Source organism: Nonomuraea sp. NPDC050451, assembly GCF_044458585.1.
In genome coordinates this window covers 1-26,729 of record NZ_JBITHZ010000066.1, presented here as the reverse complement: position 1 = coordinate 26,729, position 26,729 = coordinate 1, and the positions used below count along the sequence as shown (strand labels likewise).

Annotated in this window: 9 protein-coding genes; 3 read left to right on the top strand and 6 right to left on the bottom strand. The window is 71.7% G+C overall.

Annotated features, from left to right (window positions below):
- Positions 1 to 2 precede the first annotated feature (2 nt).
- From ACIBI9_RS65185 to ACIBI9_RS65170, 4 genes are all read right to left on the bottom strand, one after another.
- Positions 3 to 2,798: a BTAD domain-containing putative transcriptional regulator gene (locus ACIBI9_RS65185; RefSeq protein ID WP_397238734.1), complete on the bottom strand. Its 2,796-nt coding sequence runs from the start codon at positions 2,796 to 2,798 to the stop codon at positions 3 to 5.
- A 148-nt stretch (positions 2,799 to 2,946) separates the two neighbouring features.
- Positions 2,947 to 4,203, bottom strand: coding sequence for a diaminobutyrate--2-oxoglutarate transaminase (gene ectB / locus ACIBI9_RS65180; protein WP_397238732.1), 1,257 nt, complete (start codon positions 4,201 to 4,203; stop codon positions 2,947 to 2,949).
- 35 nt (positions 4,204 to 4,238) lie between these two features.
- Positions 4,239 to 9,011: an amino acid adenylation domain-containing protein gene (locus ACIBI9_RS65175; RefSeq protein WP_397238730.1), complete on the bottom strand. Its 4,773-nt coding sequence runs from the start codon at positions 9,009 to 9,011 to the stop codon at positions 4,239 to 4,241.
- Positions 9,008 to 15,388 carry an amino acid adenylation domain-containing protein gene (locus ACIBI9_RS65170; RefSeq protein WP_397238728.1) on the bottom strand — a complete coding sequence of 2,127 codons (6,381 nt, stop codon included), beginning with the start codon at positions 15,386 to 15,388 and terminating at the stop codon, positions 9,008 to 9,010. The genes ACIBI9_RS65175 and ACIBI9_RS65170 overlap by 4 nt, the downstream gene beginning before the upstream one ends.
- A 174-nt stretch (positions 15,389 to 15,562) precedes the next feature.
- Here ACIBI9_RS65170 and ACIBI9_RS65165 point away from each other — a divergent pair, with 174 nt between their 5' ends.
- Positions 15,563 to 20,521 (top strand): amino acid adenylation domain-containing protein, encoded by a 4,959-nt coding sequence (locus tag ACIBI9_RS65165; RefSeq protein ID WP_397238726.1) that lies wholly within the window; start codon positions 15,563 to 15,565, stop codon positions 20,519 to 20,521.
- Positions 20,522 to 20,589: 68 nt separating this feature from the next.
- Here the strand turns inward: ACIBI9_RS65165 and ACIBI9_RS65160 are convergent, their stop codons facing one another.
- Positions 20,590 to 21,564: an LLM class flavin-dependent oxidoreductase gene (locus tag ACIBI9_RS65160; RefSeq protein ID WP_397238724.1), complete on the bottom strand. Its 975-nt coding sequence runs from the start codon at positions 21,562 to 21,564 to the stop codon at positions 20,590 to 20,592.
- The gene (locus tag ACIBI9_RS65155) at positions 21,561 to 21,761 is read right to left on the bottom strand and encodes an MbtH family protein (RefSeq protein ID WP_397238722.1); all 201 of its coding nucleotides are present in this window, start codon (positions 21,759 to 21,761) and stop codon (positions 21,561 to 21,563) included. Before ACIBI9_RS65155 ends, ACIBI9_RS65160 begins: the two co-directional genes overlap by 4 nt.
- 198 nt (positions 21,762 to 21,959) lie before the next feature.
- Here ACIBI9_RS65155 and ACIBI9_RS65150 point away from each other — a divergent pair, with 198 nt between their 5' ends.
- Together ACIBI9_RS65150 and ACIBI9_RS65145 are read left to right on the top strand one after the other, a co-directional pair.
- The gene (locus ACIBI9_RS65150; RefSeq protein ID WP_397238720.1) at positions 21,960 to 24,323 is read left to right on the top strand and encodes a lantibiotic dehydratase; all 2,364 of its coding nucleotides are present in this window, start codon (positions 21,960 to 21,962) and stop codon (positions 24,321 to 24,323) included.
- The gene (locus ACIBI9_RS65145) at positions 24,320 to 26,602 is read left to right on the top strand and encodes a lantibiotic dehydratase (RefSeq protein ID WP_397238718.1); all 2,283 of its coding nucleotides are present in this window, start codon (positions 24,320 to 24,322) and stop codon (positions 26,600 to 26,602) included. Before ACIBI9_RS65150 ends, ACIBI9_RS65145 begins: the two co-directional genes overlap by 4 nt.
- The last annotated feature ends 127 nt before the right edge of the window (positions 26,603 to 26,729 follow it).

The following is a 26,729-nucleotide window of genomic DNA, read 5'->3' as shown; positions in this document are numbered from 1 at the left end:
GCTCAGCTTGGCGCCCGCTCGGTGCCGGGTGGGCCGGCGTCGAGCCTTGCCTGGACGCGTTCGGCCTCCTTGAGGCGGCGCTGACCGCGATACAGGGAGGCCGCGCGCTCCCATGCCTGCCGGGCGTGGGTGGCCTCGCCCAGCGCCGCATGGGCCTCTCCGATCCTGACCAGAGTGTCGGGCTCCTGAGTGGCGTTGCCGGTCGCGTTGCGCAACCGCACGGCCGAGCGGTAGAAGGCGATGGCCTCCCGGTGCTCGCCCATGTGATGGGCTATGTAGCCCATGCTGTCCAAGGTCGCGGCTTCGCCGTCAGGGTCGTCGCCCTTGCGGAACAACGCGAGCGCCTGCTCACAGCGGACCAGAGCATGCTCGTGCCGGTCGAGCTGGGCCAGGCACCAGGCCACCGCGTTCAGCGCGTTGGCTTCCCAGGCCGGATTGGCCAGGCCCTGGTACAGCGCCAGTGCGCACTCCGCGTGGTGCAACGACAACCCGTGCTCGCCCTGCTGGGACAGAACCCAGCCGAGCGACTGGTGCACCTGAGCCTGGAACGCGGTCTCTCTCATCTCCGTGAACATGCTCAGCGCGCGGTGCAGCAGATCGAGAACCTGGTCCCGCTCTCCGGCGTGCGCGCGGGCGAACCCGAGTCGCCAGTGCGCCATGGCGCGCAGCCCGGGTTCGGCCAGCCGCTCCGCGGCCTCGAACGCGGCCTTCCACATGCTGAGACGATCCGCGCGGTGGCTCCGTCGCCAGCAGTACGTGTCCAACGCCCACGCCAGCTGCCAGGTCGCGATGTCCCAGCCCCGCGCCACGGTGAGCCGGTGCGTGGCGAGCAGGCTGGAATATTCGGCGTCGAACCAGGCCAGCGCCTCCGCCGTCTCCCGTATCGGCTCCAGGGCGAAGCCGCCATCGTCGGGACGCGCCCACTTGAGGTCCAGGCGATGCGGATACAGCACCCGGTCGGCGGCGTACGCGCTGTGGAAGTAGAACTCGGTCAGTCGGCGCAGGGCGGCGTCACGCTCGTGGGCGGGCACATCGCGTTCAGCCACCTCCATGGCATAGAGACGAACGAGGTCGTGCATGCGATACCGCTGAGGAGCGTACTGGTGGACCAGGTGAGCGGCTTCCAGAGTGCGCAGCACGCTACGGGCGCGAGAGATCGGCATGGTGAGCAGGGCCGTGGCGGCCGACAGGCTGATGCCCGATCCCGGTGCCAGGCCGAGCAGCCCGAAGGCCCAGGCCGCGTGCGGCGTCAGGGCGCGGTAGGAGGAGGCGAAGACGGCCCGCACATCCGTGCTGGCGCCGCCGACGTCCAGCGCGTCCAGCCGGCTCGACTCCTCCTTCAGCTCCTCCGCCAGTAAGGCCAGCGGGAACTCTGAATGGGCCGTGGCCCGGGAGGCCAGGATGCCCAGGGCGAGCGGCAGGCCTCCACAGTGCTCCAGCAGGACCCGTACGGTCGCCGCCTCGGCGGACACTCGATCCGCGCCGAGTTTACGGGCGAGCATCCGGTGCGCTTCTGCGGGCGAGAGCACCTCCAGGGCGAGGACGCGAGCACCGTGGGTGACGACCAGGCCGTCGAGCCGGTTACGACTAGTGACGAGGACCGTGCAGGTCGCGCTGCCCGGCAGGAGCGGGATGACGTCGGCCGGCTCGCGGACGTCGTCGAGGACGATGAGCAGCCGCCGTCCCGCGACGAGCGACCGGTAGAGAGCGGACCGCGCGTCGTCGTCGAAGGGGATGGCCGCGGGCTCGACTCCGAGGGCTTCGAGGAAACCACGCAGAGCGGTCGACGTTGATACGTGCTCGCCCGCCGGATTGAATCCCTTCAGGTTGGCGTACAGCTGGCCGTCGGGGAACCGGTTGAGGCGCAGGTGCGCCCAGTTGAGTGCCAGGTACGTCTTGCCGACGCCACCCGTGCCGACGAGGGCGAGGATCACTCCCTCGTCCTGCTCGGCCATGCGGTCCAGGTCCGCGAGCTCGCGATCCCTGCCTTCGAATCCCGTGGGCGGCAGCGGCAGTTGGCGGGACACCAGGGGTGCGGCCGCGATGGCGAGGCCGGAGGGCTCGGAGACCGAGGAGAGCACCTCGAGATGCCGCGCACGCAGCTCCGGGCCGGGGTCGACACCGAGTTGCTCGGCGAGTTGTGAGCGGATCCGCTCGTAAAGGCGCAAGGCTTCCGCCTGCCGCCCGCACCGCTCAAGCACGGTCATCAGCCTGGCCGTCAGCCGCTCGTCGAAGGGATGGGACGCGACGAGGTCGTGCAATCCCGGCAGGAGTTCCTCATGCCGTCCGAGGCTCAGCTGGACGTCCTGGTACAGCAGGGACGCCGTGACCCGCTCGTCGTCCAGCTGCGCACGCGTCCGCTCGGCCCACGCGCCCGACACGCCCGTGAGCGCGTCCGCCCGCCACAGAGCGAGCGCTTCGTTCAACAGCGCACTGCTCCGCTCGTCCTCGGCGGCCCGCGCCTGCTTGACGAGCTGCCGGAAACGGTGCAGGTCAACTCGGTCGGGCGGGGCTTCGAGGACGTAGCCACCCGTGTGACGGACCAGCGCGACGCCGTCCGCCTCGGTGCCCAGCGACTGGAGTACGGTACGGATACGGGTCACGTAGCTGTACAGGGTGCTGCGGGCCTCGCGTGGCGGGGCCTGATCCCACACGCGGTCGATCAGCTGGTCGGCCGAGACGACCTGGCCGACCTCGGTCAGCAGCACCGCCAAGACACAGCGTTGCCTCGGCGTGCCGATTTCCACGTGGTGAGGGCCCACGGTCGCTCCGACCGGCCCCAGCACTTGGAACTCCATGCACCGCCCCTCCGGTACGGGGCGCGCATGCGTGGCGACCGGCACACCCCCGCAGCCATCCGGAATGATCGGATTCCGGACGACAGGTAAGAGATGGTGGCCCCATGGAGATCATCATGTCAAGGCATGCGAACGGGGAGCGCCTCCCTCATGTCAGCCCGGACCGGGCGGCGCACCGTCGCACCGCGTCGGCGATGGTGGTGAGCCCCCGGGTCAGCTCCTCCGTGGTGACCGTCAGGGGCGGCAGCAACTTGACCACCTCGTCCCGCGGACCGGACGTCTCCACCAGCAGTCCTTCGTCGAACGCCGCGGCCGACACGGCCGCCGCCAGTTCCGGGGCGTCGAAGGTGAGGCCCCACACGAGGCCGCGTCCGCGGTAGGCGGCCCCGAGCGCGGCGTGCTCCGCGCACAGCTCGGCGAGGAACTCCTCCACCTGCTGGCCCTTGGCCAGGGTCTGCTTCTCCATCGTCGCGTCGACCCAGAAGTCCAGAGCGGCGGTCGCGGTGACGAACGACGGATTGGGTCCGCGGAACGTGCCGTTGTGTTCTCCGGCCTCCCAAACATCCAGATCAGGCCTGAACAGGGTGAGCGCCAGGGGAAGCCCGTAACCGCTGATCGACTTCGAGAGCGTGACGATGTCCGGCGTGATTCCCGCCTCCTCGAAGCTGAAGAAGGCGCCGGTGCGCCCGCACCCCATCTGGATGTCGTCCACGATCAGCAGCACCCCGTGACGACGGCACGTCTCGGCGAGCTCGCGCAGCCACTCCTGGCTCGCGACGTTGACACCGCCCTCCCCTTGCACGGCCTCGACGATGACCGCGGCGGGCCGGTCACCGGCCCGGCCGGCGAGCACGGACTCCAGCCGCAGCGGATCGGGGGACCCGCCCGCGCCGGACTCGTCGAAAGGCATGATGACGTGGTGCTCCAGCGGCACACCGGCGGTGGCGCGTCTCTTCGCGTTGCCGCACACTCCGAGGGCGCCGAGTGTCATGCCGTGGAAGGCGTTGGTGAAGCCGACGACGACGGTACGGCCGGTGACCTTGCGGGCCAGCTTGAGCGCGGCTTCGACGGCGTTGGCACCGGCCGGGCCCGGGAACTGCACCTTGTAGTCCAGGCCGCGCGGTTCCAGGATCACCTCCTGGAACCTCTCCAGGAAGTCCCGCTTGGCCACGGTGAACATGTCGAGGCTGTGGGCGATGCCGTCTCTCTCCAGGTAGCGGAGCAGTGCCCGTTTGATCTCCGGGGGGTTGTGCCCGTAATTGAGCGTTCCCGCGCCGGCGAAGAAGTCGAGGTACGCGCGACCGTTCTCGTCGTGGACCCAGCTGCCCTGGGCGCGGTCGAACACCGTGGGCCAGGTACGGCAGTAGCTGCGTACCTCGGATTCCAGGGCGTGGAAAACGTTCATGTACGTGGAACTCCTCGAGCAGAGATCGTCCGGACTCATATGACGCGTAGTTCGACTGCGGCCCGGGCGAGCGCCTCGCACGTGCCGAGCTCCATGACCTGGCGAGGCGTGACGTGGAGCCCGTGGAGGGTCCGCAGCCTGCTCGCGACCCGCATCGCCGCCAGGGAGTGGCCTCCGGCCTCGTAGAAGTCGTCTTCGACCCCGATCTCGGCCAGGTCCAAGACCTCCTCCAGCACGGCCGCGACCGCCTTCTCCCGGGCGTCACGCGGCGAGCGACGCGGAAGATGCACGTCGGGGACGTGTGGGATTCCTTCGGCCCCGTTGTCGGAGTGACCGGAGTGGCCGGCCGCGCTCGTCGCCGGGCCGTCGGGATCGGCGATCATCGACTGGAGCGTCTCGATGAATCGTTCTCCCAGACGCACCGCGTGACGCTCGCCGAGCCGCGCCCGCCGAGTCGTGACCAGGATCCGTCCGGGCATGACCGTCATCTCGAAGGGCAGCTCGTTGGGGCTGTCGTCCTTGGTGGCCGAAAGGTCGACGACGCCCGTCCCCGCGACGGTGTAGAAGTCGAGATAGTCGAAGGCGGCCTCGATCAGGACGCCGCGGCCCCCGTAGGCTCGCTGCAGCGCCGGGAGCGGCATCCTGCGGTGCGGCCACAGCGCCACCTCCTCGGCGAAGACCTCCGCGATCATCTCCCGCCAGGTGCCCGACGGGCGGGTCACGGCGAAGGGCACCGTGTTGAGGAACATGCCGAAGACGTCGTAGCCGCCCATGGCCTCGGGCCTGCTGCTGCTGACCATGCCGAAGAAGAAGCGGTCGGAAGCGGCGAGCGGGGCCAGCGTGGCGGCGAAGGCGGTGAGGAAGACGGTCTTCGGGGACACTCCGCAGGCCGCCGCCAGCGAGCGCACTCCTTCCTCCAGGTGGGCGCTGCCGAACACCCTGTTCTCGACGCGGTCGGGCCCCGGCTCCCTCCATCGGGAGGGCAGGACGAGGCGGTCGTGGCTGGTCAGCCGCGAGGACCAGAAGTCCCGGTCGCCGGCCGACTCCAGGGTCCGGCGTTCCATGGCGACGAAGTCGGCATAGGTGACGTTCGGCTCCGTCGTGTCGGGATCCCTTCCTGCACGGATGTCGCCGTAGGCCTCCATGAGCTGCGCGAGCAGCGCGTTGTGGCTCCATCCGTCGAGAATCACGTGGCACTCGACGATCGCGAGCCACCATTCGCCGGCCGAGAGCTCGAAGGCGTGCAGGCGCCACAGCGGCGCCACAGCGAGGTCGAACGGACGGCTCCGCTCGGCGGCGAGGATGTCGTCGATCGCGGCGTGGGCGTCGGGCGTCCCCGCCAGCGAGGTGAACGCGATCTCGGGCTCGGCCTCGTGGTGGACGATCTGGACAGGTTCGGAGTAGGTGTCCAGGTCGACCGAGGTGCGCAGCAGCGGGTGCCTGCGGGTCACCGCTCGCGCGGCGCGCCGCAGATCGTCGAGGACGAGTTCGCCGGTGATGCGGTAGCCCGTCACGTTCTTGTACGGGAGGATCTCGGCGTCGGACAGCATCTCGAACACCATGCCCGCCTGCACGGCCGACAGGGGATACGCGTCGGCGGCACCGTCCGGCAGCCGGCTGCGATCCTGCTCGGACAGCAGAGCCAGCGGCTCAGACCGCAGGTCGTCGATGCGTTCCGTCGGCCCGCCGGCGATCTCCGCCAGGGACTCGATCGTGCGGGTGAAGACATCGGCGACGGTCACGTCCAGCCCGCGCGAGCGCAGCTCGCCGACGAGCCGGACCGCGCGCATGGAATCGCCTCCGACATCGAAGAAACCGTCCGTCACCCCGACCTGGTCCAGGCCGAGCACCTCACACCAAGCGGCGGCCATCACCTCCTCGACGGGGGTGCGCGGCGGAACCGACGTGGCGACCGTCCGCTGCCGGGGCGGCTCGGGCAGCCTGGCCCGGTCGATCTTGCCGCTGACGGTGAGCGGCAGCTCGTCCAGGGAGACGTACCGCGCGGGAATCATGTACGCGGGCAGCCGTCCCGACAGGTGGGCCCGCAGTTCGGCACCGGACACCTGTCGTCCCTCGGCCGGCACCACATAGGCCACGAGCTGCTCCCTGACCACCGCGACGGCCGACATCGCCACTGACGGGCAGGCCAGCAGGTGTGCCTCGATCTCACCCAGCTCGATGCGCAGCCCGTGCAACTTCACCTGGTCGTCAAGGCGGCCGAGGTACTCCACCGACCCGTCGGGCAGCAGGTGCCCCCGATCCCCGGTTCGGTACAGCCGCCCGCGACCGGACGGGGCCGGCACGAATCGCTCGGCGGTCAGATCGGGGCGTCCGAGGTAACCGCGCGCCAGGCCGACCCCGCCCAGGTGGATCTCGCCGGGAACCCCGGCGGGGACGGGGTTCAGCTCCGCGTCGAGCACGTGGACGCTGACGCCCGAGATCGGCTTGCCGATGGGGATCCGCTCGTCGGAGGGCGTCACTTCGTGGGAAGTGACGTCCACGGACGCCTCCGTCGGCCCGTACAGGTTGTGCAACCTCGCCTCCGACATGGCGAAGAAGCGACGCGCCGTCGCGGGTCGCAACGCCTCACCGCTGCAGAACACCTGGCGCCAGCCCTGGGGGCACCGCCCGCCTTCGAAGGCACGTGCGGCGTCCAGGAACGCGTCCAGCATGGAGGGCACGAAATGGACATGGCTCACCTCCTGGGCGTTCATGAACGCCGCCAGCTCCACAGGGTCGCGGTGCGTCCCGGGCGGGGCCACCACGACCGTGGCCCCGGCCAGCAACGGCCAGAAGAACTCCCAGACCGAGACGTCGAAGGTGTAGGGCGTCTTCTGAAGCACGCGGTCGCCGGGCGCGAGCCCGTAGCGGTGCTGCATCCACAGCAGCCGGTTCACGATGCCCTGGTGTGGCACCATCACGCCCTTGGGCCGTCCGGTGGACCCGGACGTGTAGATCACATAGGCCAGGTTCTCGGGAGAGACCCGAGCGGGGCCGTCCGTGGCGTACGTTCCGTGCCGCGCCTGCTCGACCTGCACCGTCGGGACGTCCTGCGCCCGGAACCCGATGGTGGGGTCGGTGACGACGCAGGCCGCTCCGGACTCGGCCACCAGGTCGGCGAGGCGGGCAGGCGGGTCGTCGGGGTCGAGCGGCAGGTAGGCGCCGCCGGCCTTGAGCACGGCGAGCAGGGCGACGACCAACTCGGCGGATCGCCGGAGACAGACCGCCACCGGCCGATCGGGTCCGGCCCCTTGCGCGCGCAGCTCGCCGGCCAGCCGGGCGGCGCGGGCGTCCAGCTCGGCGTAGGTCAGCCGCTCGGTCGCGCTGATCACCGCGACGGCGTCCGGGGCTTGCCGTACCGTCTCCTCGACCAGTTCGTGCAGGCACCGCCTCGGTGGCGGCGTCACGGGGCCCGTGGCCCAGCCGGCTACGAGAGCCCGCTCCTCCTCCCCCATCAGCGGCAGCCTGCCGATCGGCGCGCCGGGGTCGGCCACGACGCGGTCCAGCAGCCGCACCAGCCGCTCGGCCAGCCGCTCGGCGCTCCGCGCGTCGAACAGCGCCGTGGCGTACTCCAGGCCGCCGGCGAGGGTGCCGTCGGGCAGCTCGCGGAAGCCCAGCATCAGGTCCATCTTGACCGCGGGCGAGGCGACGGGCAGTTCCTCCCACCCGTTCGAGGCGTTCCCCGCGAGGTCCCCGTCCTCCAGCAGGAGCATGACCTGTACGAGAGGGTTGCGCGTCAGATCGCGCTCGGGCCGCAGCTCCTCCACGAGCCGCTCGAACGGCAGGTCGTCGTTGGCGAAGGCGCCGAGCGCCGTCTCACGCACCCGCGCCAGGAGCTCGCTGAAGCCGGGATCGCCTGAGAGATCGCAACGCAGGACGACCGTGTTGATGAACGGTCCGACGGTGTCCTCGATCTCCGAGCGGGGTCTTCCCAGTACAGGCGTCCCCACGGCGATGTCCGTCTGTCCGGTGTGCCGGGCCAGCAGCGCGGCGAACGCCGCCAGCAGGGCCATGAAGAGCGTCGCGCCTTGAGAGCTCGACAGCTCGCGCAGGGCTCGACCGGTCCGCGGGGACAACGTGAAGCTGACCCGAGCTCCACTAGGGTCGCGCGGAGCCGTGCGGGGCCGGTCGGTCGGCAGCTCCAGCGTGTCCAGCCCGGCGAGCTCGGCCCGCCAGAAGTCCAGGCGGCGGCGCAGCCGATCGCCGGTCAACCGGTCACGCTGCCAGAGCGCGAAGTCTGCGTACTGTACCGGGGCGTCAGGCAGCTCGGCGCCCTCGTACAAGGCCACCAGCTCACGCGCCAGGATCTCCATCGACCAGCCGTCGCAGGCGACATGATGGACGGAGACGACCAGCACGTCGTCCGCGCCGCGCAGCAGCGCGGCCCGCCACACCGGCCCCCGGGCCAGGTTGAAGGGCCGGCTGATCTCTCGCTGGACGGCGTCGTCGAGCGGCTCGCCGCCGAGTTCGACCACGGGGAGCGGCAGCGGCGCCGCGTCGTCGACGACCTGATGGACCTCGCCGGCCAGCACGGTGTACCGGGTGCGGAGGATGTCGTGCCGCTCGGCCAGCGCGCTCAACGCCGTCCCCAGATCGTCGATCCGGGCGCGTCCGGGCAGGCGCAGCACCAGGGGTACGACGTATTCCGCGGTCCCAGGAAGCAACTGATCGAGCAGCCACATCCGGCGCTGGGCGGGTGAGAGCGGCAGTGGCCTGTCCCTGGGGGCCCGCCTGATGCCCGAGTCGGCCGCCCGGCCGCTCAGACGACGCTCCAGCAGCCTGCGCCTGGCCTCGGCGGACGAGCTCACTGCGGTTCCTCCAGTTTCAGCAGCGCGGCGATCTCCTCGTCGGAAAGCGCCGCGACGGTGGCTTCGACCTCGGCGTGGACGACCCGAGCCAGCTCCTCGACGGTGGTCGCCTCGAACATGCGGCGCAGGGGCAGCTCGATGCCGAACGCTTCCTGGATGCGGGAGTGCACCCGGGTGGCTCGCAGCGAGTGCCCGCCCAGCTCGAAGAAGTCCTGGCCGATGCCGATGTCGTCGATGCCGAGCACGGCGGACCAGATCTCCGCGATGCGCTGCTCGACCGGCGTACGCGGCGGCGGTGACGCCGTCGGGGTGAGATCCGGACCGATGGCGGGCAGTGCCTTGCGGTCCACCTTCTTGCTCGGTGTCAGCGGCAGCGCGTCCAGCGTGACCCAGTGCGCCGGAATCATGTACTCGGGGAGCAGGTCGCGCAGGTGCGCGCGCAGTTCGCCCGCAGCCGGCGGCGGGCCGTCGTGGAAGACCAGGTAGGCGACGAGCCGCTGGTCGCCGTCCGGCGCCCGGCGGCTCACGACTGCGACGGCACGCACGGCCGGATGTCCGGCCAGCGCCGACTCGATCTCGCCGAGCTCGATGCGGAACCCGCGGATCTTGACCTGCTGATCGATGCGTCCGAGGAACTCGATCGTCCCGTCCTCGAGGTAGCGGACGAGATCGCCCGTACGGTAGAGGCGCCCTCCGGGCACGAGGCCGAACGGATCCGGCACGAACCGCTCGGCCGTCAGCTCCGGACGTTCGTAGTAGCCGCGGGCCAGCCGTACGCCCGCGAGGCACAGCTCGCCGGGAACTCCCACGGGCACCGGCTGGAAGCCGGCGTCGACCACGTAGGCCCTGGTGCCGGCCATGGGCCGCCCGATGGGCAGCGCCGCTTCCTCCCGGTCGCCGGCGTCGGCGCCGTCCACGGGGTGGAGCAGGCAGGTGACGGTCGCCTCGGTGGGGCCGTAGTTGCACAGGAAGCGTGCGGGCAGCCCGGTCCGCGCCCACGTCCGCGCGTCGGAGACCGTCACCACGTCGCTGCCGACGTTCATCAGCTTCAGGCCCGTCAGCCCGGTCACGTCGGAAGCCATGAGCTCGCGGTAGTACGCCGGGGTGATCTCCATGATCGTCACCTGGTGCTCGGCGAGCCTCGCCGGCAACTCGGCCGGTGTCCAGAACATCGGGTCGCCGACGACGATCGTCGCACCGGCGAGCAGCGTGGCCGCCATCTGATCCATGGCGACGTCGAAGGTGAGCGCCGACAACAGGACGACCCGGTCACCGGGTCCGATGTCGTAGGCGTCGGCTATCACCTGGCAGTGGTGCGCGTACGACCGGTGCTCGATCATGACGCCCTTCGGCCGCCCCGTCGAACCGGAGGTGTAGATGATGTAGGCGAGGCCATCGGGCCGCACGATGACGGGCGGGCCGCCCGGGTCGGTGCCGCCTGTCCATTCCTCGTCGGCGTCGACCACGACGAGCCGGTGCGCGCCGCCGTCGAACAGGTCACCGAACCGCCGCTGGGTCACCACGACCTTGGCACGCGCGTCGGCGAGCATGAAGTTCAGCCGCTCGGCGGGATGCCCCGGGTCGAACGGCACGTAGGCGCCGCCGGACTTCAGGACGCCCATGAGCGCGACGACGGCGTCGAGACCGCGTTCCAGGCACACGGCGACGACGGTCTCCGGCCCGACGCCGGCCGCGCGGAGGTGGCGGGCCAGGCGGTTGGCGCTCCGGTTGAGCTCCGCATAGGTGAGCCGCCGCTCGCCGCAGACGACCGCCACCGCATCCGGGGTCCGCCGCACCTGGCGTTCGAACAGGGCCTGCACGCTCAGGTGCCGCCCCTCGGGAGGATCGAGGAGGTCGAGCCGATCTGCCTGCGGATCCGGCCACTCGTGCAACAGCACCCGGCGTTCGTCGTCGGTCATCATGTCGAGCGCGCTGACGGGGGCGTCGGGGTCCGCGGCGATGCTTTCCAGCAGCCGCAGGTAGTGGCCGGTCATCCGCTCGATGGTGGCCGCGTCGAACAGGCTTGTCGCGTACTCGAACCAGCACTGGAGACGCCCGTCGGGGCATCGCTCGACCGACAGGGTGAGGTCGAACTTGGCCGTGTGCCACGGCATCTCGATGACCCGCTCGGCCGAGACGTCGCCGAAGGCCGGCGACATCGCCCCCGCTCCGTCGTTCATCTCGAACATGATCTGGAACAACGGGTTGCGGGACAGGTCACGCCGCTGGACCAGCTCCTCCACCAGCCGCTCGAACGGCAGCTCCTGGTGGGCGTACGCGTCCAGCACCGTCGTCCGCACCCGTTCGAGGAGCTCGGTGAACGTCGGGTCGCCCGCCAGGTCCGTACGGAGTACCAGCGTGTTGGCGAAGAACCCGATCAGGTTCTCGGTCTCGGGGCGAACCCGTCCGGCCAGCGGTGTTCCCACCACCGTGTCGGCAACCCGCGAGTAGCGCGACAGCATGACGAGGAAAGGGGCGAGCAACGTCATGAACGGCGTCGCCGCACGGGCCCGGCCGATCTCGCGCAACCGGGCGGCCAGCGACGCGGGAACGAGGAATCCGCTGACGGCGCCCTCGCCGGTGAACTCGGCAGGCCGAGGCCGGTCGATCGGGAGCTCCATCACCGGCGATTCGCCCAGGCGTTCCCGCCAGTACGCCAGCAGTGCCTCCTCCCTCTGGCCGTCGCCGCGTGTGTCGCGCTCCCAGACGGCGAGGTCCCCGAACTGGATGGGCGGCGGCGCGGGGGACTCTCCCGCGTAGATCGCGCCGAGCTCCCGCGCCAGGATCTCCAGCGACCATCCGTCGCAGGCGATGTGGTGCACGAGCAGCGCGAGCACCTGCCGATCCGAGCCCTCGGCGACGAGCACCGCACGAAGGACGCATCCCGTGGCCAGGTCGAAGGGGCGGCCGAGCTCCTCCTCCAGCACGGCGGGCAGCGGCCCTTCCGCGCGGCGCAGGGGCACGGGCGCCGCCGGCATGACGATCTGGACGGGTTCCGGGTCCTGGTCCGCGGCGTCGGCGACGTCGTAGCGGGTCCTGAGCACCTCGTGCCGACGCACGACCTCGGTCAGGGCGCGCTCCAGGCGGTCGGCGTCCAACCGGCCGCGCAGCCGCAGGAGGAGCGGCACAACATACTGCGTGCTGCCCGGCTCCATCCTGTCCAGGAACCACAGCCGCCGTTGGCCGGGTGACAGTGGCATGGGCAGGTCGCGACGGGCGGGCGGGACGGGACTCGCCGCGCCGTCGCCGACGGACACCAGCGCGGCCTGCCGCGCCACGGTGCCGGCGGAGAGCAGCTCGCGCAGTGGGAGCTCGACGCCGAACTCCCGGCGCAGCCGCATGCCGAGACGCGTCATGAGCAGAGAGTGCCCGCCGAGGGTGAAGAAGTCGTCGTGGGCGCCCGCGGGCGTGTCCAGGCCCAGGAGCTCCGCCCAGATCTCGCCGATCCGCTCCTCGACCGGGCCGCCAGGAGGCCTGCCGCCGGGGCGGAGCGATTCCGGTTCCGGCAGCGCGGCCTGGTCCACCTTGCCGCTGGCGTTGAGTGGAAGCCGGTCAAGGGTGACGAACCTGCCGGGCACCATGGGGGCGGGCAGTTGCTCGCGCAGATGGGCACGCAGGTCGTCGTGGGTGGCCGCCCCGGTGACGTACGCGGTCAGGCGCCCCTCGCGGGCGGTCACGACGGCGGCCTGGACATCGGGGTGCCGGGCGAGGACCGCCGCGATCTCCTCCGGTTCCACCCGCACTCCGTTGATCTTGACCTGGTGGTCCCGCCGGCCGAGGAACTCCAGCACGCCGTCCGCGCGAAGACGAGCCCGGTCCCCGGTGCGGTAGAGGCGCCGGCCGTGGCCCGTGGGATCGGGGACGAAGGCTTCGGCGGTCAGCTCGGGGCGACTCAGGTATCCGAGGCCGACGGCGGGGCCGGCAACGTACAGATCGCCCGGTGCCAGCGGCGGGACGGGTCGGCCGGCCGGGCCGAGGACCAGCAGGCGCAGGCCGTCGATCGGGCGGCCGATCGGGATGGGGCCCTCGGTCTGGGAGGGATCGACGACGTGCGCGCTGACATCGATCGCGCATTCGGTGGGGCCGTAGGTGTTGATCAGCCGGATGTCCGGCCGATGGGCGAAAACGCGCCGGCACAGCTCGGCGTGGAGGGGTTCACCGGCGCAGAACAGCAGGCGCAGGCTCTCGCAGCCGTCCCACGACACGTCGACCAGCAACCTCAGCACGGAGGGCACCACCTGCAGCACGCTGACCTGATGGTCGGCGACCGCCCGCAACAGGGTCTCCGGGTCCTCCTCGGCGCCCGGCGGTGCCATGACCACCGCTCCGCCGCTGATCAGCGGCGCGAACAGCTCCCACACGTGCGCGTCGAAGCTGATCCGGGTCTTGTGCAGCATGCGGTCGCCCGGTCCGAAGCCGTGCTCGCGCACCGCCCACAGCGCCCGGTTGGCGATCCCCGCGTGCGTGACCACGGCGCCCTTGGGCCGCCCTGTGGAGCCGGAGGTGTAGACGATGTAGGCAGGGCTCCCCGGCCCGGCCCCGATCTCCGTCACGTCCGGGGCGGCCCCTGAGACGTCATGCGCCGCGTCGATGACGACGGCCCGCGTCTCCTCCACGATCAGGCGGCTTCTGCCGTCGGGCAGCGCGGGGTCGAGCGGCACGTAAACACCACCCGCCAGCCAGGTGCCGAGCACCGTGACGGGCAGGTCGAGACCGCGGGCCAGCCGTACGCCCACCGCCGTGCCCGCCCGCACACCCCGCGCCCGGAGCGCGGCCGATGTCGCGCGGGCACGGCGCACCAGCTCGGCATAGGTGAGCGTGTCTCCGCCGCTGATCACGGCAGTCGCTTGCGGGGTCTGCCGCGCCTGTGCCAGCACCAGTTCGGGCAGCGTTCCCGGGATTTCCGAGTGGGGTCCGTCGACCACCGATACCGGCATGGGGGCCTGCGCCACCGGCCGGTCCGGCAGCGTGACGAGCTCGTCGATCAGGCCGAGGTACTGCTCCAGGAGGCGTCGCACGGTGCTCTCGTCGAACAGCTCCAAGGAGTACTCGAACTCCATCCGCAGCTCGCCGTCCGGCTCCGCCCTGACGTGCCCGGTCAGGTCGAAGTGGGAGCCGTCGAGGGAGATGGGCAGGTCGAGCATGTTGGGCGCCGCCTGGTCGGTCGGCATGTTGAAGCAGACATTGACCAGGCCGCCGGTCCCGCCCCCCAGCTCGCGAACGAGGTATTCGTAGGGCACCTCCTGGTGGCCGAAGCCCTCGGTGACCTCCTCCTTGACGCGGTCGAGCAGGTCTCTGAACGACAGGTCCGCGTTCAGTCGCGTCCGCAGCACCATCACGTTGTTGAACACGCCGAGCATGCGCTCGACCTCGGGGCGGGTGCGCCCGGAGGTCGAGGAGCCGATCACCACGTCGCGCTCGCCGGTCCAGCGGTGCAACAGCGCGACGAAGGAGGCGAGCAGGGTGAGGTAGGGGGTGGCGCCCGTCTCCTTCGCGAGGGCGCGGACCGCGCGCACCGTGTGCTGCGGGACCGACATGCCGATGGTGGCGCCGTCGAACGTCGAGCGGACCGGCCTGCGGCGGTCGGCGGGCAGCTCCAGCGGCGCCGGCAGGTTGTCGAGACGCTTTCTCCAGTAGTCCAGCTCCGTCCGAAAGCCGCCGCTCTCGGCCCGCTCGCGCTGCCAGGAGGTGAAGTCGGCGAACCGGACCTGCGGCGCGGCTTCCTGGAGGAGTCCGGCGAGCTCGAAGCCGAACAGCTGGAACGACGTGCCGTCGACGATCACATGGTGGGCGGCCAGCACGAGCATCATCTCGTCACCGGGCAGCTTCACCAGCTCCACCCGCCACAGCGGGGCGCGCTCGAGGTCGTATTCGCGCCTGCCGATCGCGACCGCCTCGCGCCGGGCGATCGCCTCGGGATCGGCGCCGTGCTCGCCCGAGCAGTCCCGCACGGGCACCCGGATGGGCACCGAGTCGGCGATGAACAGCTTGGGCTCCTCATCGACCATGCGTATGGAGGTCCGCAGCACGTCGTGGCGGGCGACGATGGCGGCCAGCAGGCCCTCCACCTCCGGCCCCGACTCGAAGGCCACCCCTCTGGCCGCGGTGACCAGGTTGAACGCCCGCTTGTCCGGGTCGAGCCGATCGGCGAACCACACCCTCTCCTGCGCGTAGGACAGAGGTAAGGGCCCGTTGGACTCCAGCCTGGGAATGGCCGGGGCCGTCGCGGCCTCGCCTTGCCGCAGCCGCGCGAGGAGCGCCCGCTTCGCCGGGGACAGCTCCTGCCCCGACGCTGCCGTCACCGTTCGCGGCTCGGCGTGCTCGGTGGAGACCTTCGCGTCGCGGTTCGTCGTGGCGCCGTTCGGACGTCGGATCATAGGCGGCATGATTCTGGCCGCGTTCGGACGGCAACAAGGATCACGGCGATGGCTGACGAATAGTCGCCATCGCCCTTTCCACACCCCCCGTTCGTGGTGATGCTGCTGCACGATGTGGCAGAACCGGCGGACTCGACCTCCGCCTCGTGTGAACACCGGGGGAGGACGATGACGATGTCGGATGACACGTCAGGGCGAGGCGGCCGTGCCGAGGCCGGGGCGGCGTCGGCGAGCGGCGCTCGCGGAGCCGCCCGTGAGCTGCCCGACCTCACGCTGATCGACCTCGTACGGCGGCAGCCCTCCCGAAGTGTCGCCGTCCGTCATGGCGACATGTGCCTCACCTACGAGGACCTTCTGTCGCGGGCCGACCGCGTCGGCGCTCATCTGCGGCGGCATGGCGTCGGCGAGGGCACGCTGGTTGCCGTTCGCGTCGGCAGGAGCGCGGACATGCTCGCCGCGCTCCTGGGCGTCTCGGCATGCGGCGCGGCCTACCTTCCGATCGACCCCGCCGATCCCGAAGCGCGGATCGCCCACATCATCGCCGACAGCGGCGCGAGCGTCCTGCTGACCGAGCCAGGGCTCGCCCTCCCCGGGATTCCCGCTCTTCACCTGGGCGACGCCCTCACGGCGACCGGGCTCGCCAGTGAGGAGTACGGCGGTGTCCGCGTCGATCCCCGCAGTCCCGCATACGTCCTGTACACCTCCGGTTCCACCGGGCGCCCCAAGGGTGTGGTCGTCCCCCATCGCGCGCTCGTCAACTTCCTCCTCTGGGCCCGTTCCCTGCTGGAGACCGCGCCGGAGCACGTGTGGCTCGCTCTGACCTCGCTCTCGTTCGACATCTCCGCGCTGGAGCTGTATCTGCCGCTGATCAGCGGGGGAAGCTGCGTGATCGCCGGCTCCGACGCGGCGCGCGACGGCACCGCCGCCGCAGCGCTGATCCGCTCTCACGGAGTCACCCATGTCCAGGCCACTCCCTCGGGCTGGCGAGTGCTGCTGACCGGTGACTTCCCGCCGGTGGTGGCCCTGACCGGCGGGGAGGCGCTGTCGCTCCGCCTCGCCCGGCGGCTGCGGGCCCGCGTGCACCGGCTGATCAACGTCTACGGCCCCACGGAGACCACCATCTGGTCCACGGCCTGGGAGGTGCCGTCCGACCCCGGGGAGATCCGCATCGGGCTGCCCGTCGACAACACCACCGTCCACGTGCTCGATGCGGCGGGCGCGCCCGCGGCAACCGGAGAGCTCTTCATCGGCGGCTCGGGCGTCGCCGACGGCTATCTCGGACGTCCCGCGCTGACCGCCGAGCGGTTCGTGCCCGACCCGTTCGGGCCGCCGGGTGCGCGGCTCTACCGGACCGGCGACCTCACCAGGTGGTGCCCGGACGGGACCCTCGAGTTCGGCGGCCGCTCCGACGACCAGGTCAAGCTGCGCGGCCACCGGATCGAGCTCGGCGAGATCGAGGCGGTGCTGGAGGAGCATCCGGCCGTCCACCAGGCCGTGGTGAAGGTCCAGGGCGAGCGATTGGTGGCCTTCGTCGTCGGACGGGACGAGGGGTTGCGCGAGCACGTGGCTCGACGCCTGCCGTCGTACATGCTGCCCAGCGCCTTCGCCGAGGTGGACGACCTGCCGCTCACGCCGAACGGGAAGCTGGACCGGCGGGCTCTGCCCGATGTGCCGGTGCGGGCCGCCGAGACCGCGGCGCCCGCGCGCGACCCGCTCGAGCGACTGGTGGCGGAGGTCTTCGCCGACTCTCTGGAGCTGGACGAAGTCGGCGTGCATGACGACTTCTTCCGCCTCGGAGGCACCTCGCTGACCAGCGCGGTCCTCTCCGGCACGCTGCGGGCGCGGCTGGGGCTCGACGTGCGCTCCCACATCGTGTTCGCGCATCGCACCCCGGCGGAGCTGGCAGCCTGGCTTCGCGGGGAGGCGGCCCCGGCACACGAGACCGCCCCGTCCAGCGCGGCCGAGTACCCGCTCAGCCCTTTGCAGTTCCGGCTCTGGCTGTCCCATTTGCTCGCCCCCTCCAGCACGGCGTACACCGTCCCCCTGGTGATGGAGATGCACGGCGCGCTGGATCAAGGCGCGCTGCGCGCGGCTCTGCGGGAGCTGTCGCGGCGGCACAGCACGCTGCGCACAGTCGTGGACCCACGTGACGGCGGGCCCGTCGCCACGGTGCTCGGGGAGCCCGCGGGCCTGTGGGTCGACGAACAGCCCGAGGACGCGTTCGACATGGCGACGGAGGCGTTCCTACGGCGTCCTTTCGACCTCGCCTCCGACCTGCCGCTGCGCGCGCTGCTCCTCACCTCGCCGGATCGGCACCGCCTGGTGCTGGCCATCCACCACCTGGCCGTGGACGGCCGGTCCACCGAGATCATCCTGACCGAACTGGGCGAGCTGTACAGCGCCCTGCTCCGCGGGACGCCGCCGACGGCACCGGCCACCGCTCTCGGCTTCGCCGACGCGGTGCGCTGGCAGGCGCGTGCCCTCGACGACGACGTCCTGCGCCGGCAGACCGGCTTCTGGCAGCGTTATCTCGCGGGAACGGCACCGGCCCGGCTGCCCATCGACGTCGAGCGCGGCCCGGCGGGCGTCGGCCGGCATCGCGTGCGCGAGCTCTCGCCCGGGGTCCGCGCCGGAGCGGAGGAGCTGGCGCGGCGGTGTGGCACGACGTCCTTCGTCGTGTTGCTCGCCGCGTTCGGCTCTCTTCTGGGCCGGTGGAGCGGGCAACGGGACATCTGCGTGGGCGTGCCGATCTCCCGCCGGGACGGCCCCGGCTCCGACGCGATGGTGGGTTTCTTCATCAACACCGTCGCCGTGCGGATCGATCTGCGCGGCACCCGGTCGTTCGCGGAACTGACCGCTCGTCTCGGGGAGGAGTGGGCACTGATCCAGGCCAACGCGGACGTGCCGTTCGACCGGGTGCTCGCGGCGACCGGTCTGGAGCGGCCCTTCGCGGTCTGGTTCAACCACCTCGGCGCTCCTGAGTCCGCGCCCGCCATGACCGGCCTGCGGACGGAGATGGCGCCGCCCATGCCTCATCCGGCCATCTACGACCTCAACGTCTATCTGACGGACGACGGCGAACGGCTGGCCGTGAAGGTGGTGGGCGACGCGGGCACCTTCGACGCGGAGCTGGCCGCCGCGCTGCTCGACCAGTACGAGACGATGCTGGCCGCGCTCGTCGCGGACCCTCGCCAGGACCCCTTCGATCTCCCGCTGCCGGCCCCCGGGCCCGCGCCGCTGGGAACGGAGTCCCTGCCCGCCGGGCGGGCGGTGCGCGAGCTGGCCCGCCGGGTGGAGCGCGGCACCGGCTCCATCGTCGACGACCACGGCTCCCGCTCCTCCCCCGACCTGTACAAGGACGCGTACAACGTCGCCGCCGCCCTGGAGCGCGCCGGCGTCGCCCCGGGCGCCACGGTCGCCGTGCTCGCGGCGCGCTCCAGCGTCCTGCCGGCGCTCCTGCTGGGAACGTGGCTGGCCGGGTGCCGCCACGCGCTGCTCGATCCCGGGCTTCCGGGCAACCGCGTCGCCGCCTGCATGGAGCTGACGGCCTCTGAGGCCGTGCTGTTCCGCTCCGGCGAACGGCCCGCCCTCGAAGCGGTCCGCGGCGGCCCGGCGCTGATCGGCATGACCGACGCCGGTGAGGTCGTCGTGGAGGGACATGCGCGGCGCGGGGACTCGGGCGGGGACACCGGCCACGTCGTGTTCACCTCCGGCACCACCTCGGGCCCCAAGGCCGTCGCGGCCGGGCCGGGCCCTCTGGTGCACTTTCTGAGCTGGTACTGCCGGGAGTTCGGACTCTCCGCCGAGGACCGCTTCGCCTTTCTCTCGGGACTGGGGCACGACCCGCTGTTCCGGGATGTGTTCGCGCCGTTGTGGTGCGGCGGCAGGCTGCTCGTGCCACCCGCCGGGCTGTCCGTCGCGTCCCCTCAGCGCCTGGTGAGCTGGCTCTCGGCCGAGCGGATCACGGTCGTCAACCTGACTCCGCAGCTGTCGCGCATGCTCGTCGGCGCCGCCGACGCGTCGGGGCTGCGCCTTCCCCACCTGCGCCTGGTGTGCCTAGGAGGTGACGCGGCGACCCCGCGCGACGTCCGGGATCTGCTCGGCGTCGCTCAGGGCGCGCGCGTCGTCCTCGGGTACGGCGCCACGGAGACCCCGCAGTTGCCGTCCTTCCGGCAGGTCACGGCGCGTACGGCGGCGGACTGGGCGGCAAGGCGCGGGTGGGCCACGCCCCTGCCGCTCGGAGCGGGCGCTCCAGGCGCCGAACTGGTGGTCGTGACGCCATCGGGGCATCCCGCCGCGGTCGGGGAGGTCGGTGAGATCACCGTACGGAGCCGGCATCTGGCTCTGGGATATCTCGACCCGGAGCTCACGCGAGCGCGTTTCTCCCCAGACCCGGCGCCGGGCGTCAGGAGCTTCGCCACCCGCGACTCCGGCCGCCGGCTGCCCGACGGCACCATCGAGTTCCTGGGCCGGCTCGACGAGGAGGAGGTCAAGATCCGCGGTCACCGGGTCTCGCTCGCCGAGGTCGACGCCGTGCTGCGCCGCCATCCCCGGGTGCGCGAGTCCGTCGCCCTCGCTCGCCGGGTCGGCCCCGATCTGGAGCTGGTCTGCTACGTACGAACCACCGACGGCCTGCCGATCAGTGTCGGTGAGGTGCGCGCGTATCTCGCCCCACATCTGGCCGCCCCTTCACTGCCGACCTTGGTGATGCACATGGAGGAGATCCCGTTGACGGCGAACGGCAAGATCGACCGCTCCGCGCTGCCTGAACCGGCTCCTCAGCGCCCCGGCGCCGCCCGCCCCGCCGCGACCGACGGCCGTCCCTTGGACGAGGTGGAGCGGCTGATCCGCGATGTGTGGGCGGCGGTGCTCCGGCTCGACGCTGTGGGGCCCGAGGACAACTTCTTCGACCTGGGCGGGACGTCGGTGCGGATGACCGCCGTCCACGCGGCCCTTCGCGAGGAACTCGGGCATGAGATCCCGCTGCTGGCCCTCTACGAGCATCCGACCGTGCGTGCTCTGGCCGCCTACCTCGGCGGGAGCCGGCCCGCCGCGGTGCGACCGCAACGCCGGCGGGCCTCCGCCGCCGACGACGAGCGCCTGCGGCGGCTCGCCGCCCGGCGCAACCGCTGAAGGCCGGCCCGCACACGAAAAGACTCTGCCCCGCTGAGCGGCTGGGACAGAGTCTTTTCGGTGCCTTCTCAGGTCACGGCCACACGTACCGTTGCCAGGTACTGCTCCCGGTCGGAGAAGGCGCCTGCCGTGGGGGAGATCAGGATCTGCGTGGCGCCCGCCGCCGCGAACGTCTCGATGCGCCCGCCCACCTCCGCGGCGTCGCCGATGGCGCCGAGACCATGGATCATCGCCTCGTCCGCCCGACCGGCCGCGAGCTGCGCGCCGAAGCCGCTGGCGGTGAAGAGCCGCCGGTACGTGGGGACGCGCAGGTAGTTGGCCAGATAGTCGCCGAACCTCGCCCGGTCCGCGGCCGGGTCAGGGGTGACCGCGGCCGAGAGCAGCACGGCCACGTCGAACCCGGCACCTCCCGGGTATCTCCCGTCGCTACGGCGCTCCCAGCCGCGCCGTAGCGCCGGCATGGCAGTGTCCCGGACGTACTCGGGGGTGCACATCCACAACAGTGCGCCGTCGGCGACCTCGCCGGCCAGTTCGAGCATCTTCGGTCCGAACGCGCCCAGGTACACCGGCAGTTCGGACCGCCGCGCCTGGCTGTCCGGGTAGAAGACGTGCCCGCTGAACCACTCGCCGTCGTGATCGACCTCGCCGTCCCTGATGGCCCCCAGCACGATCCGCAGGTACTCCCGCGTGGCCGGAACGGCGGGCGGCGCGGCGCCCGCTCCCACCATCCACTCCCCCACCCCGCGATGTCCCAGACCCAGTCCGAGGGCGAACCGCCCTCGGGACAGTTCGTCCAGCGTGATCGCCGTCGATGCCATGACGACCGGCGGCCGGGAGTACAGGGGCAGGATGGCGCTGCCGAGCGTCATCCGTTTCGTGCGCTCGGCCAGGGCCGCCAGTATGGTCGCGCCGTCCCACTGGCCGGGCATCTGGACGAGCCAGAGGGACGAGAGGCCCAGGTCCTCGACGAGCGCGGCGCGCTCCAGCGTTTCCGGGACGGAGAATCCTTGCGGCTCCAGCACCGCCCCGACCCTGGGGCTCACGCGAGCCGGTCCCGGAGGCTACGGGGACGCATGTCGGTCCAAACCTCACCGATGTGCGCCAGGCATTCCGCCTTCGCCCCCTGTTTCCCCTCCGCCCGCCATCCTGGCGGGGGCTCGCGATCGACAGGCCAGAGGGAGTACTGCTCCTCGTCGTTGACCACGACTCTGTAGACGCGCGCGTCGTCATCCTCGAACATCTGTGTCGCTTCACCGCCATCTGTCACGCGCCGGTATCCGATGACGCCTCATCATGCACGCGCCGTCGTGCCCGGCCCCGTCGCCGCTCAGAGGATGGCGAATTCTCGCCGTGTGTCGCACCTGCGCCTTTTCGGCTGAACGGGGCGGGAACAGACTGGGCCACGCGGTCGGTCGGATACGGAAAGGGGCCCTTGACGATGAGCAGCGCAGCCCGGTCCTCGGTGGACCCGGCACCGGGTGAGCAGCCCTTGCGGATATCTCTCGGGGATGGCGGCTGGCTCGTCTGGCGAGACTTCTGTCTACGCAGCGCCGGCTTCCCGCTCTCGCGGCTGGAGGCCGTCGCCGACCGGGAATGCGCGCTGCTGGCCGATCTCTCCGTCGAAGAGCCTCTTACCGCACCGCGTTTCCGGGCGCGCTGGGACGCCGTGCTTGCGCGTACGGCTGGGGAGATGCTGCGCATCGTGGAGGACGGCGGGGTGCGACAGGCTCTGGTCTGGCAGAACCCCGACTTCCTGACCAGCGTGGTCGACCGCTTGCGGAACGCCGGCGGCGATGACGCCGCCTATGCCCGCGACAAACATCGCAAACGCCGCGAGATCAAGCTGATGAAGTATCTGCAGCGTTACCACGCGAAGAACGAGACCATCGGCTTCTTCGGGCCCTCGATGTGGGGCGCCTTCTCTGCGGCCGAGCAGGGCATCCGATTCCGGCCGGGCCCCGGGCTGGTACGAGCCCGCTCCGTCGTCTTCGAGGACTGGGCGGTGACGTCCCTGGCCCGGACGTTCGCCGACGACTTCGGATTGCGCCGCCATCTCCCGCCGGTCCTCGCGCTCGGCACCCGGCTGCACGGGCGGGCGGTCCTGCGCGCCGGCTCGCCGACGACGGTGCTCGACCCCGATCTGGCCCTGGTCGCGGCGTGTTGCGACGGATCCAGGACCCCGCAGGCGATCGCCGCCGAGGTGCGATGGCGCGGCGACGCCCGGAACCGGACGGCGGAGGAGATCGTCCGGGATCTCGACCGGCTCACCGAGATGGGGATCCTCGACTGGGGGTTCGACATTCCCGTCAGCCCAGCCGCCGCGGCGGCGCTGCGCGACCAGGTGACCCGGTTGCCGGACGGCCCCGCGAAACACCGGGCCCTCGCCGTGCTCGAGGACCTCGATCGGGCACGCGCCGAGATCCCGCCGTCGACGGGTGAAGCCGACCTCCTGCACAAGAAGCTGCGGGACATCGATGAGAGATTCGGCTCCGTCACAGGGGCGCCCGCCTACCGCCAGGCGGGGAGCGCCGGCAAGGCCCGCAGGGTGGTGGTGGAGGACTGCGAGCGTGACGCGGACGTCGCCGTCGGGACGGACTTGCTCGAGGACATCGGCCCGGCCTTGACGCTGCTGCTGGACAGCGCGCGATGGCTCGTCGCACGCCTCGGCCGCTCGTATGCGGAGATCCTGGAAGGCATCCTCGCGGAGTTCGGGGGGACCGGCGAGGTGCCCCTGCCGGAGGTGATCTCCCGGCTGATGCCCGCGCTGGAGCGGGCCGCGGCCGAAGGAGAGGCCGTCGCGGCGTTCCAGGAGCGTTGGCGTGACGTCCTCGCGTACGAGGAGACGGACGCGCGGCTGGAACGTGACGCCGCACTGCTGCGGGAGCCGGTGTCGCGGATGTTCCCCGCATCCGGACCACCGCCCTGGCACTCCGCCGGCTACCACAGCCCGGACATCATGGTCGCGCAGCACGAGGGCACCGGTGAGCGCATGGCCGTCATGGGAGAGATGCACCTGTCGCAGATGAGCCTGGCCGCCCTGTCGTTCACCCAGTTCCATCCCGACAGCGCGCGGCTCGTCGCCGCGGCGGACCAGCACGCCCACCCCTATCCCTGGCACGTCCCGCTCTATCCGCGGGGACTGCCGAACCTCTCGACCCTGCACTATCCGACCCCCGAGCTGCAGTCCGAGCGGAACTCGTATCTGTCCTTCGGGCGGCGCCGCGGTGCGCGGCCCGCTCCGCGGCACCGGATCCGGCTGATCGACGACCTCGTCGTGCGGCCACTCCCCACCGGCCCGGTCGTGCTGCGCCCGGACGGCCAGGGGCCCGGCACCCCGCTGCTGGAAGTGGTGGGCGAATTCCTGGCCCAGCGGGTGGTCAACTGTTTCCGCCCCATGCCGGAGTCGCCCCATACCCCCAGGGTCACCGTCGATCGGCTGGTGGTGGCGCGCGAGACGTGGCGGCCTGATCTGGCGTCCATGCCGGCCGGCAAGGGGCACGACGAACCCGCCGCGTTCGCGGGGATCCGCCGTTGGGCCCGTCGGCTCGGCCTGCCGAGGCACGTGTTCTGGCGCGTGCCCTGGGAACCCAAACCTCTTTACCTGGATTTCGAGAGCCCCATGCTGGTCGGCCTGTTCGCGACGGCCATGCGCCGGCCCGGCGGCGCCGGGCTGCGGGCCACGATCACCGAGATGTTGCCCACGCCGGAGCAGCTGTGGCTTCGGGACGCCGAAGGGCGCCGCTACACCAGCGAGTTCCGCCTGGTGACCGTCAGCGGGTCCGCGCAGGACGGGAATCCATGAGCGGGGGGCCATGGCGGCTGTGGAGTGATGTCGCCGTGCGCGGCACCGGCTTCCCCGTACAGGAGCTGCTGTCGCTCGCGGACCCGGAAACGGCGCGGGCGGCGCTGGCCGCGGACACGCCGCCGGAAGCGCTGCGGAAATCGTGGGAGCGGGGCATCCGCCGCGCCACGGCGGGCCTGCTCGACATCGCCGCCAGGGACGCGTTCCGCGCCGCGCTGCTGTGGCAGAACCCGGCCGCGGAGGAGAACGTCAACGGCTGGCTGCGCCGCCACGCCGCGGACGTCACCCGCTCCAAGGACCGGCGTCGCAGGGAGGCGACGCTGGCCCGGTACGCCCAGCGCTACCACACGCGCAACGAGACCATCGGCTTCTTCGGCCCCAGCGTCTGGACCCGGTTCGACGCGGACGTCCCCTTCGTCGCGCTGCGGCCCGGACCGCGGCTCATCGCACGGCGTACCGTGTGCTTCGAGGACTGGGTGATCGACGCGCTCGGCGCCGCGGTTGCCGCCGATCCGGTGCTGCGCCGCCGGATCGCCCCCGCCCGCCCGATCGGAGTAGCGGTACGGGGCACGCTGGCGGTCCACGCCGACGGGTCTCCCCACCGGCTGCCGCCCGTGGACGCCGCCGTGCTGGCCGCGGTCGACGGCGGGCGGACCCCTCGCGACATCGCCGTGGAGCTGCGCTGGCGGGGCGTTGAGGGAGTGTCCGGCGAGGACGATGTGTGCCGCGCGCTGGACCGGCTCGTGGGGCTGGGGCTCATCTCGTGGCGGCCCAACGTCCCGGTGGATCGCCGGCCCGAGCGGGCGCTGCGCGCGCACCTGGACAAGCTCCCGGACTCCCCCGGCCGCGAGCGGGCCCGCGCCGCGCTGGATCGCCTTCTCGCATTGCGCGAGGAGGTCGCGGCCGCGGACGACCGACCGGTGCCACTGGCCAGGGCCCTCGGCAGGCTGGACGACGCCGTGGAAGAGCTGACGGGGGTGGCGGCCGTCCGCACCAGGGACGAGCGGCGGTTCGGGCGGCGCGCGGTCTACGAGGACTGTACGCGGGACATCGAGATCGTCCTCGGCACCGGCCTGCGTGACGCCCTGCTGCCTCCGCTTTCGCTCATGCTCGACAGCGCGCGGTGGTTGACGTGGCGGTTCGGGGAGCGCGTGGACGCCCTCATCGGCGAGCTGTACGACCAGTTCGCCGACATGACGCCAGGCGAGGGAGTCCCGCTCGGCACCCTGGTGGGCCGGCTGCTGGAGCGGCTGGCCGATCAATCATGGGCGGCTCCGGTCCTGGAGGAGTTCCAGAAGTCCTGGAGCGGCATTCTGGACTGGGAGCCGGGGACGCGCAGAGTCCAGCGCGAATCGGGCGAACTGGCCACCGCGGTCGCGGCCGCATTCGCCGCGCCGCCTCCCACGTGGTACGGCGCCGCGCATCACAGTCCCGATGTCATGATCGCCGCCGCCGGACCCGAGGAGTTGCGCGCGGGCCGGTTCGAACTCGTGCTCGGAGAGGTCCACCTCACCATGGCGACGCTCGACAACGGCGCGTTCACGGTGACCCATCCCGATCCGGACCGGCTCCTGAGCGAGGCCGAGGAGGCACTCGCCGACCGGCCTCGGATCGTCCCCCGCTACCCGCGCTCGGCGAAGGTCAGCGGCCGCGACTACCCGACGCCGGAGCTGTTCTCGGACCGCTACTGGTACCTCTCCTTCGCGCCGGGGAACGGGGAGCGGCAGGTTCCCAGGGGCAGGAGTATCCGCCTCGACTCTCTGACGGCCGAGCGCACCGGCCCCTCGATCACGGTGCGTCTCCCTTCGGGGCAGCGCCTGCCCGTGCTGGACGTCATCGGGGAGCTGACCCAGGAGGCCCTGGTCAACCTGTTCCGCCCGCTCCCTCCCGCCGCCCACACTCCGCGGGTGACGATCGACCGCATGGTGATCGCCCGGGAGAAGTGGCGGATCCCGGCGCAGGAGGTGCCGGTGGGCTCGGTGAGCGACGAGGCCGCCGCGTTCGCCGGGCTGCGCCGCTGGGCGGAGTCACAGGGCATGCCGCGCTTCGTCTTCTGGCGCACGGCTGCCGGCCCCAAGCCGGTCTACCTGGACTTCGACAGCCCTCTGTTCGTCAATGACTTCCTCATGGCCGTGCGGCGGGCCCGGCGTCTCGACGACGGCACCGTGGAGATCACCGAGATGCGTCCCGATCCCCACCACGTCTGGCTGCCCGACGCGGACGGCCGTCTCTACACCTGCGAACTGCGCCTGGTGGCGGTCGACCAGTCCCGGTCCTAGCCCGGCATGGCAACGGCCGGGGGGGGGGGGGGGGGGGGGCGCCCCCCCCCCCCCCCCCCCCCGGGGAACGCCCCCCCCCCCCGGGGGCCCGGGAGCCAGGGCGCCCCCCCCCCCCCGGGGTTGTGCA

Bases quoted from the DNA above. Each gene is read 5' to 3' on its own strand.
- ACIBI9_RS65185 (WP_397238734.1), bottom strand. From the start codon at position 2,798: ATGGAGTTCCAAGTGCTGGGGCCGGTCGGAGCGACCGTGGGCCCTCAC.
- ectB (WP_397238732.1), bottom strand. From the start codon at position 4,203: ATGAACGTTTTCCACGCCCTGGAATCCGAGGTACGCAGCTACTGCCGT.
- ACIBI9_RS65170 (WP_397238728.1), bottom strand. From the start codon at position 15,388: ATGATCCGACGTCCGAACGGCGCCACGACGAACCGCGACGCGAAGGTC.
- ACIBI9_RS65165 (WP_397238726.1), top strand. From the start codon at position 15,563: ATGTCGGATGACACGTCAGGGCGAGGCGGCCGTGCCGAGGCCGGGGCG.
- ACIBI9_RS65155 (WP_397238722.1), bottom strand. From the start codon at position 21,761: ATGTTCGAGGATGACGACGCGCGCGTCTACAGAGTCGTGGTCAACGAC.
- ACIBI9_RS65150 (WP_397238720.1), top strand. From the start codon at position 21,960: ATGAGCAGCGCAGCCCGGTCCTCGGTGGACCCGGCACCGGGTGAGCAG.
- ACIBI9_RS65145 (WP_397238718.1), top strand. From the start codon at position 24,320: ATGAGCGGGGGGCCATGGCGGCTGTGGAGTGATGTCGCCGTGCGCGGC.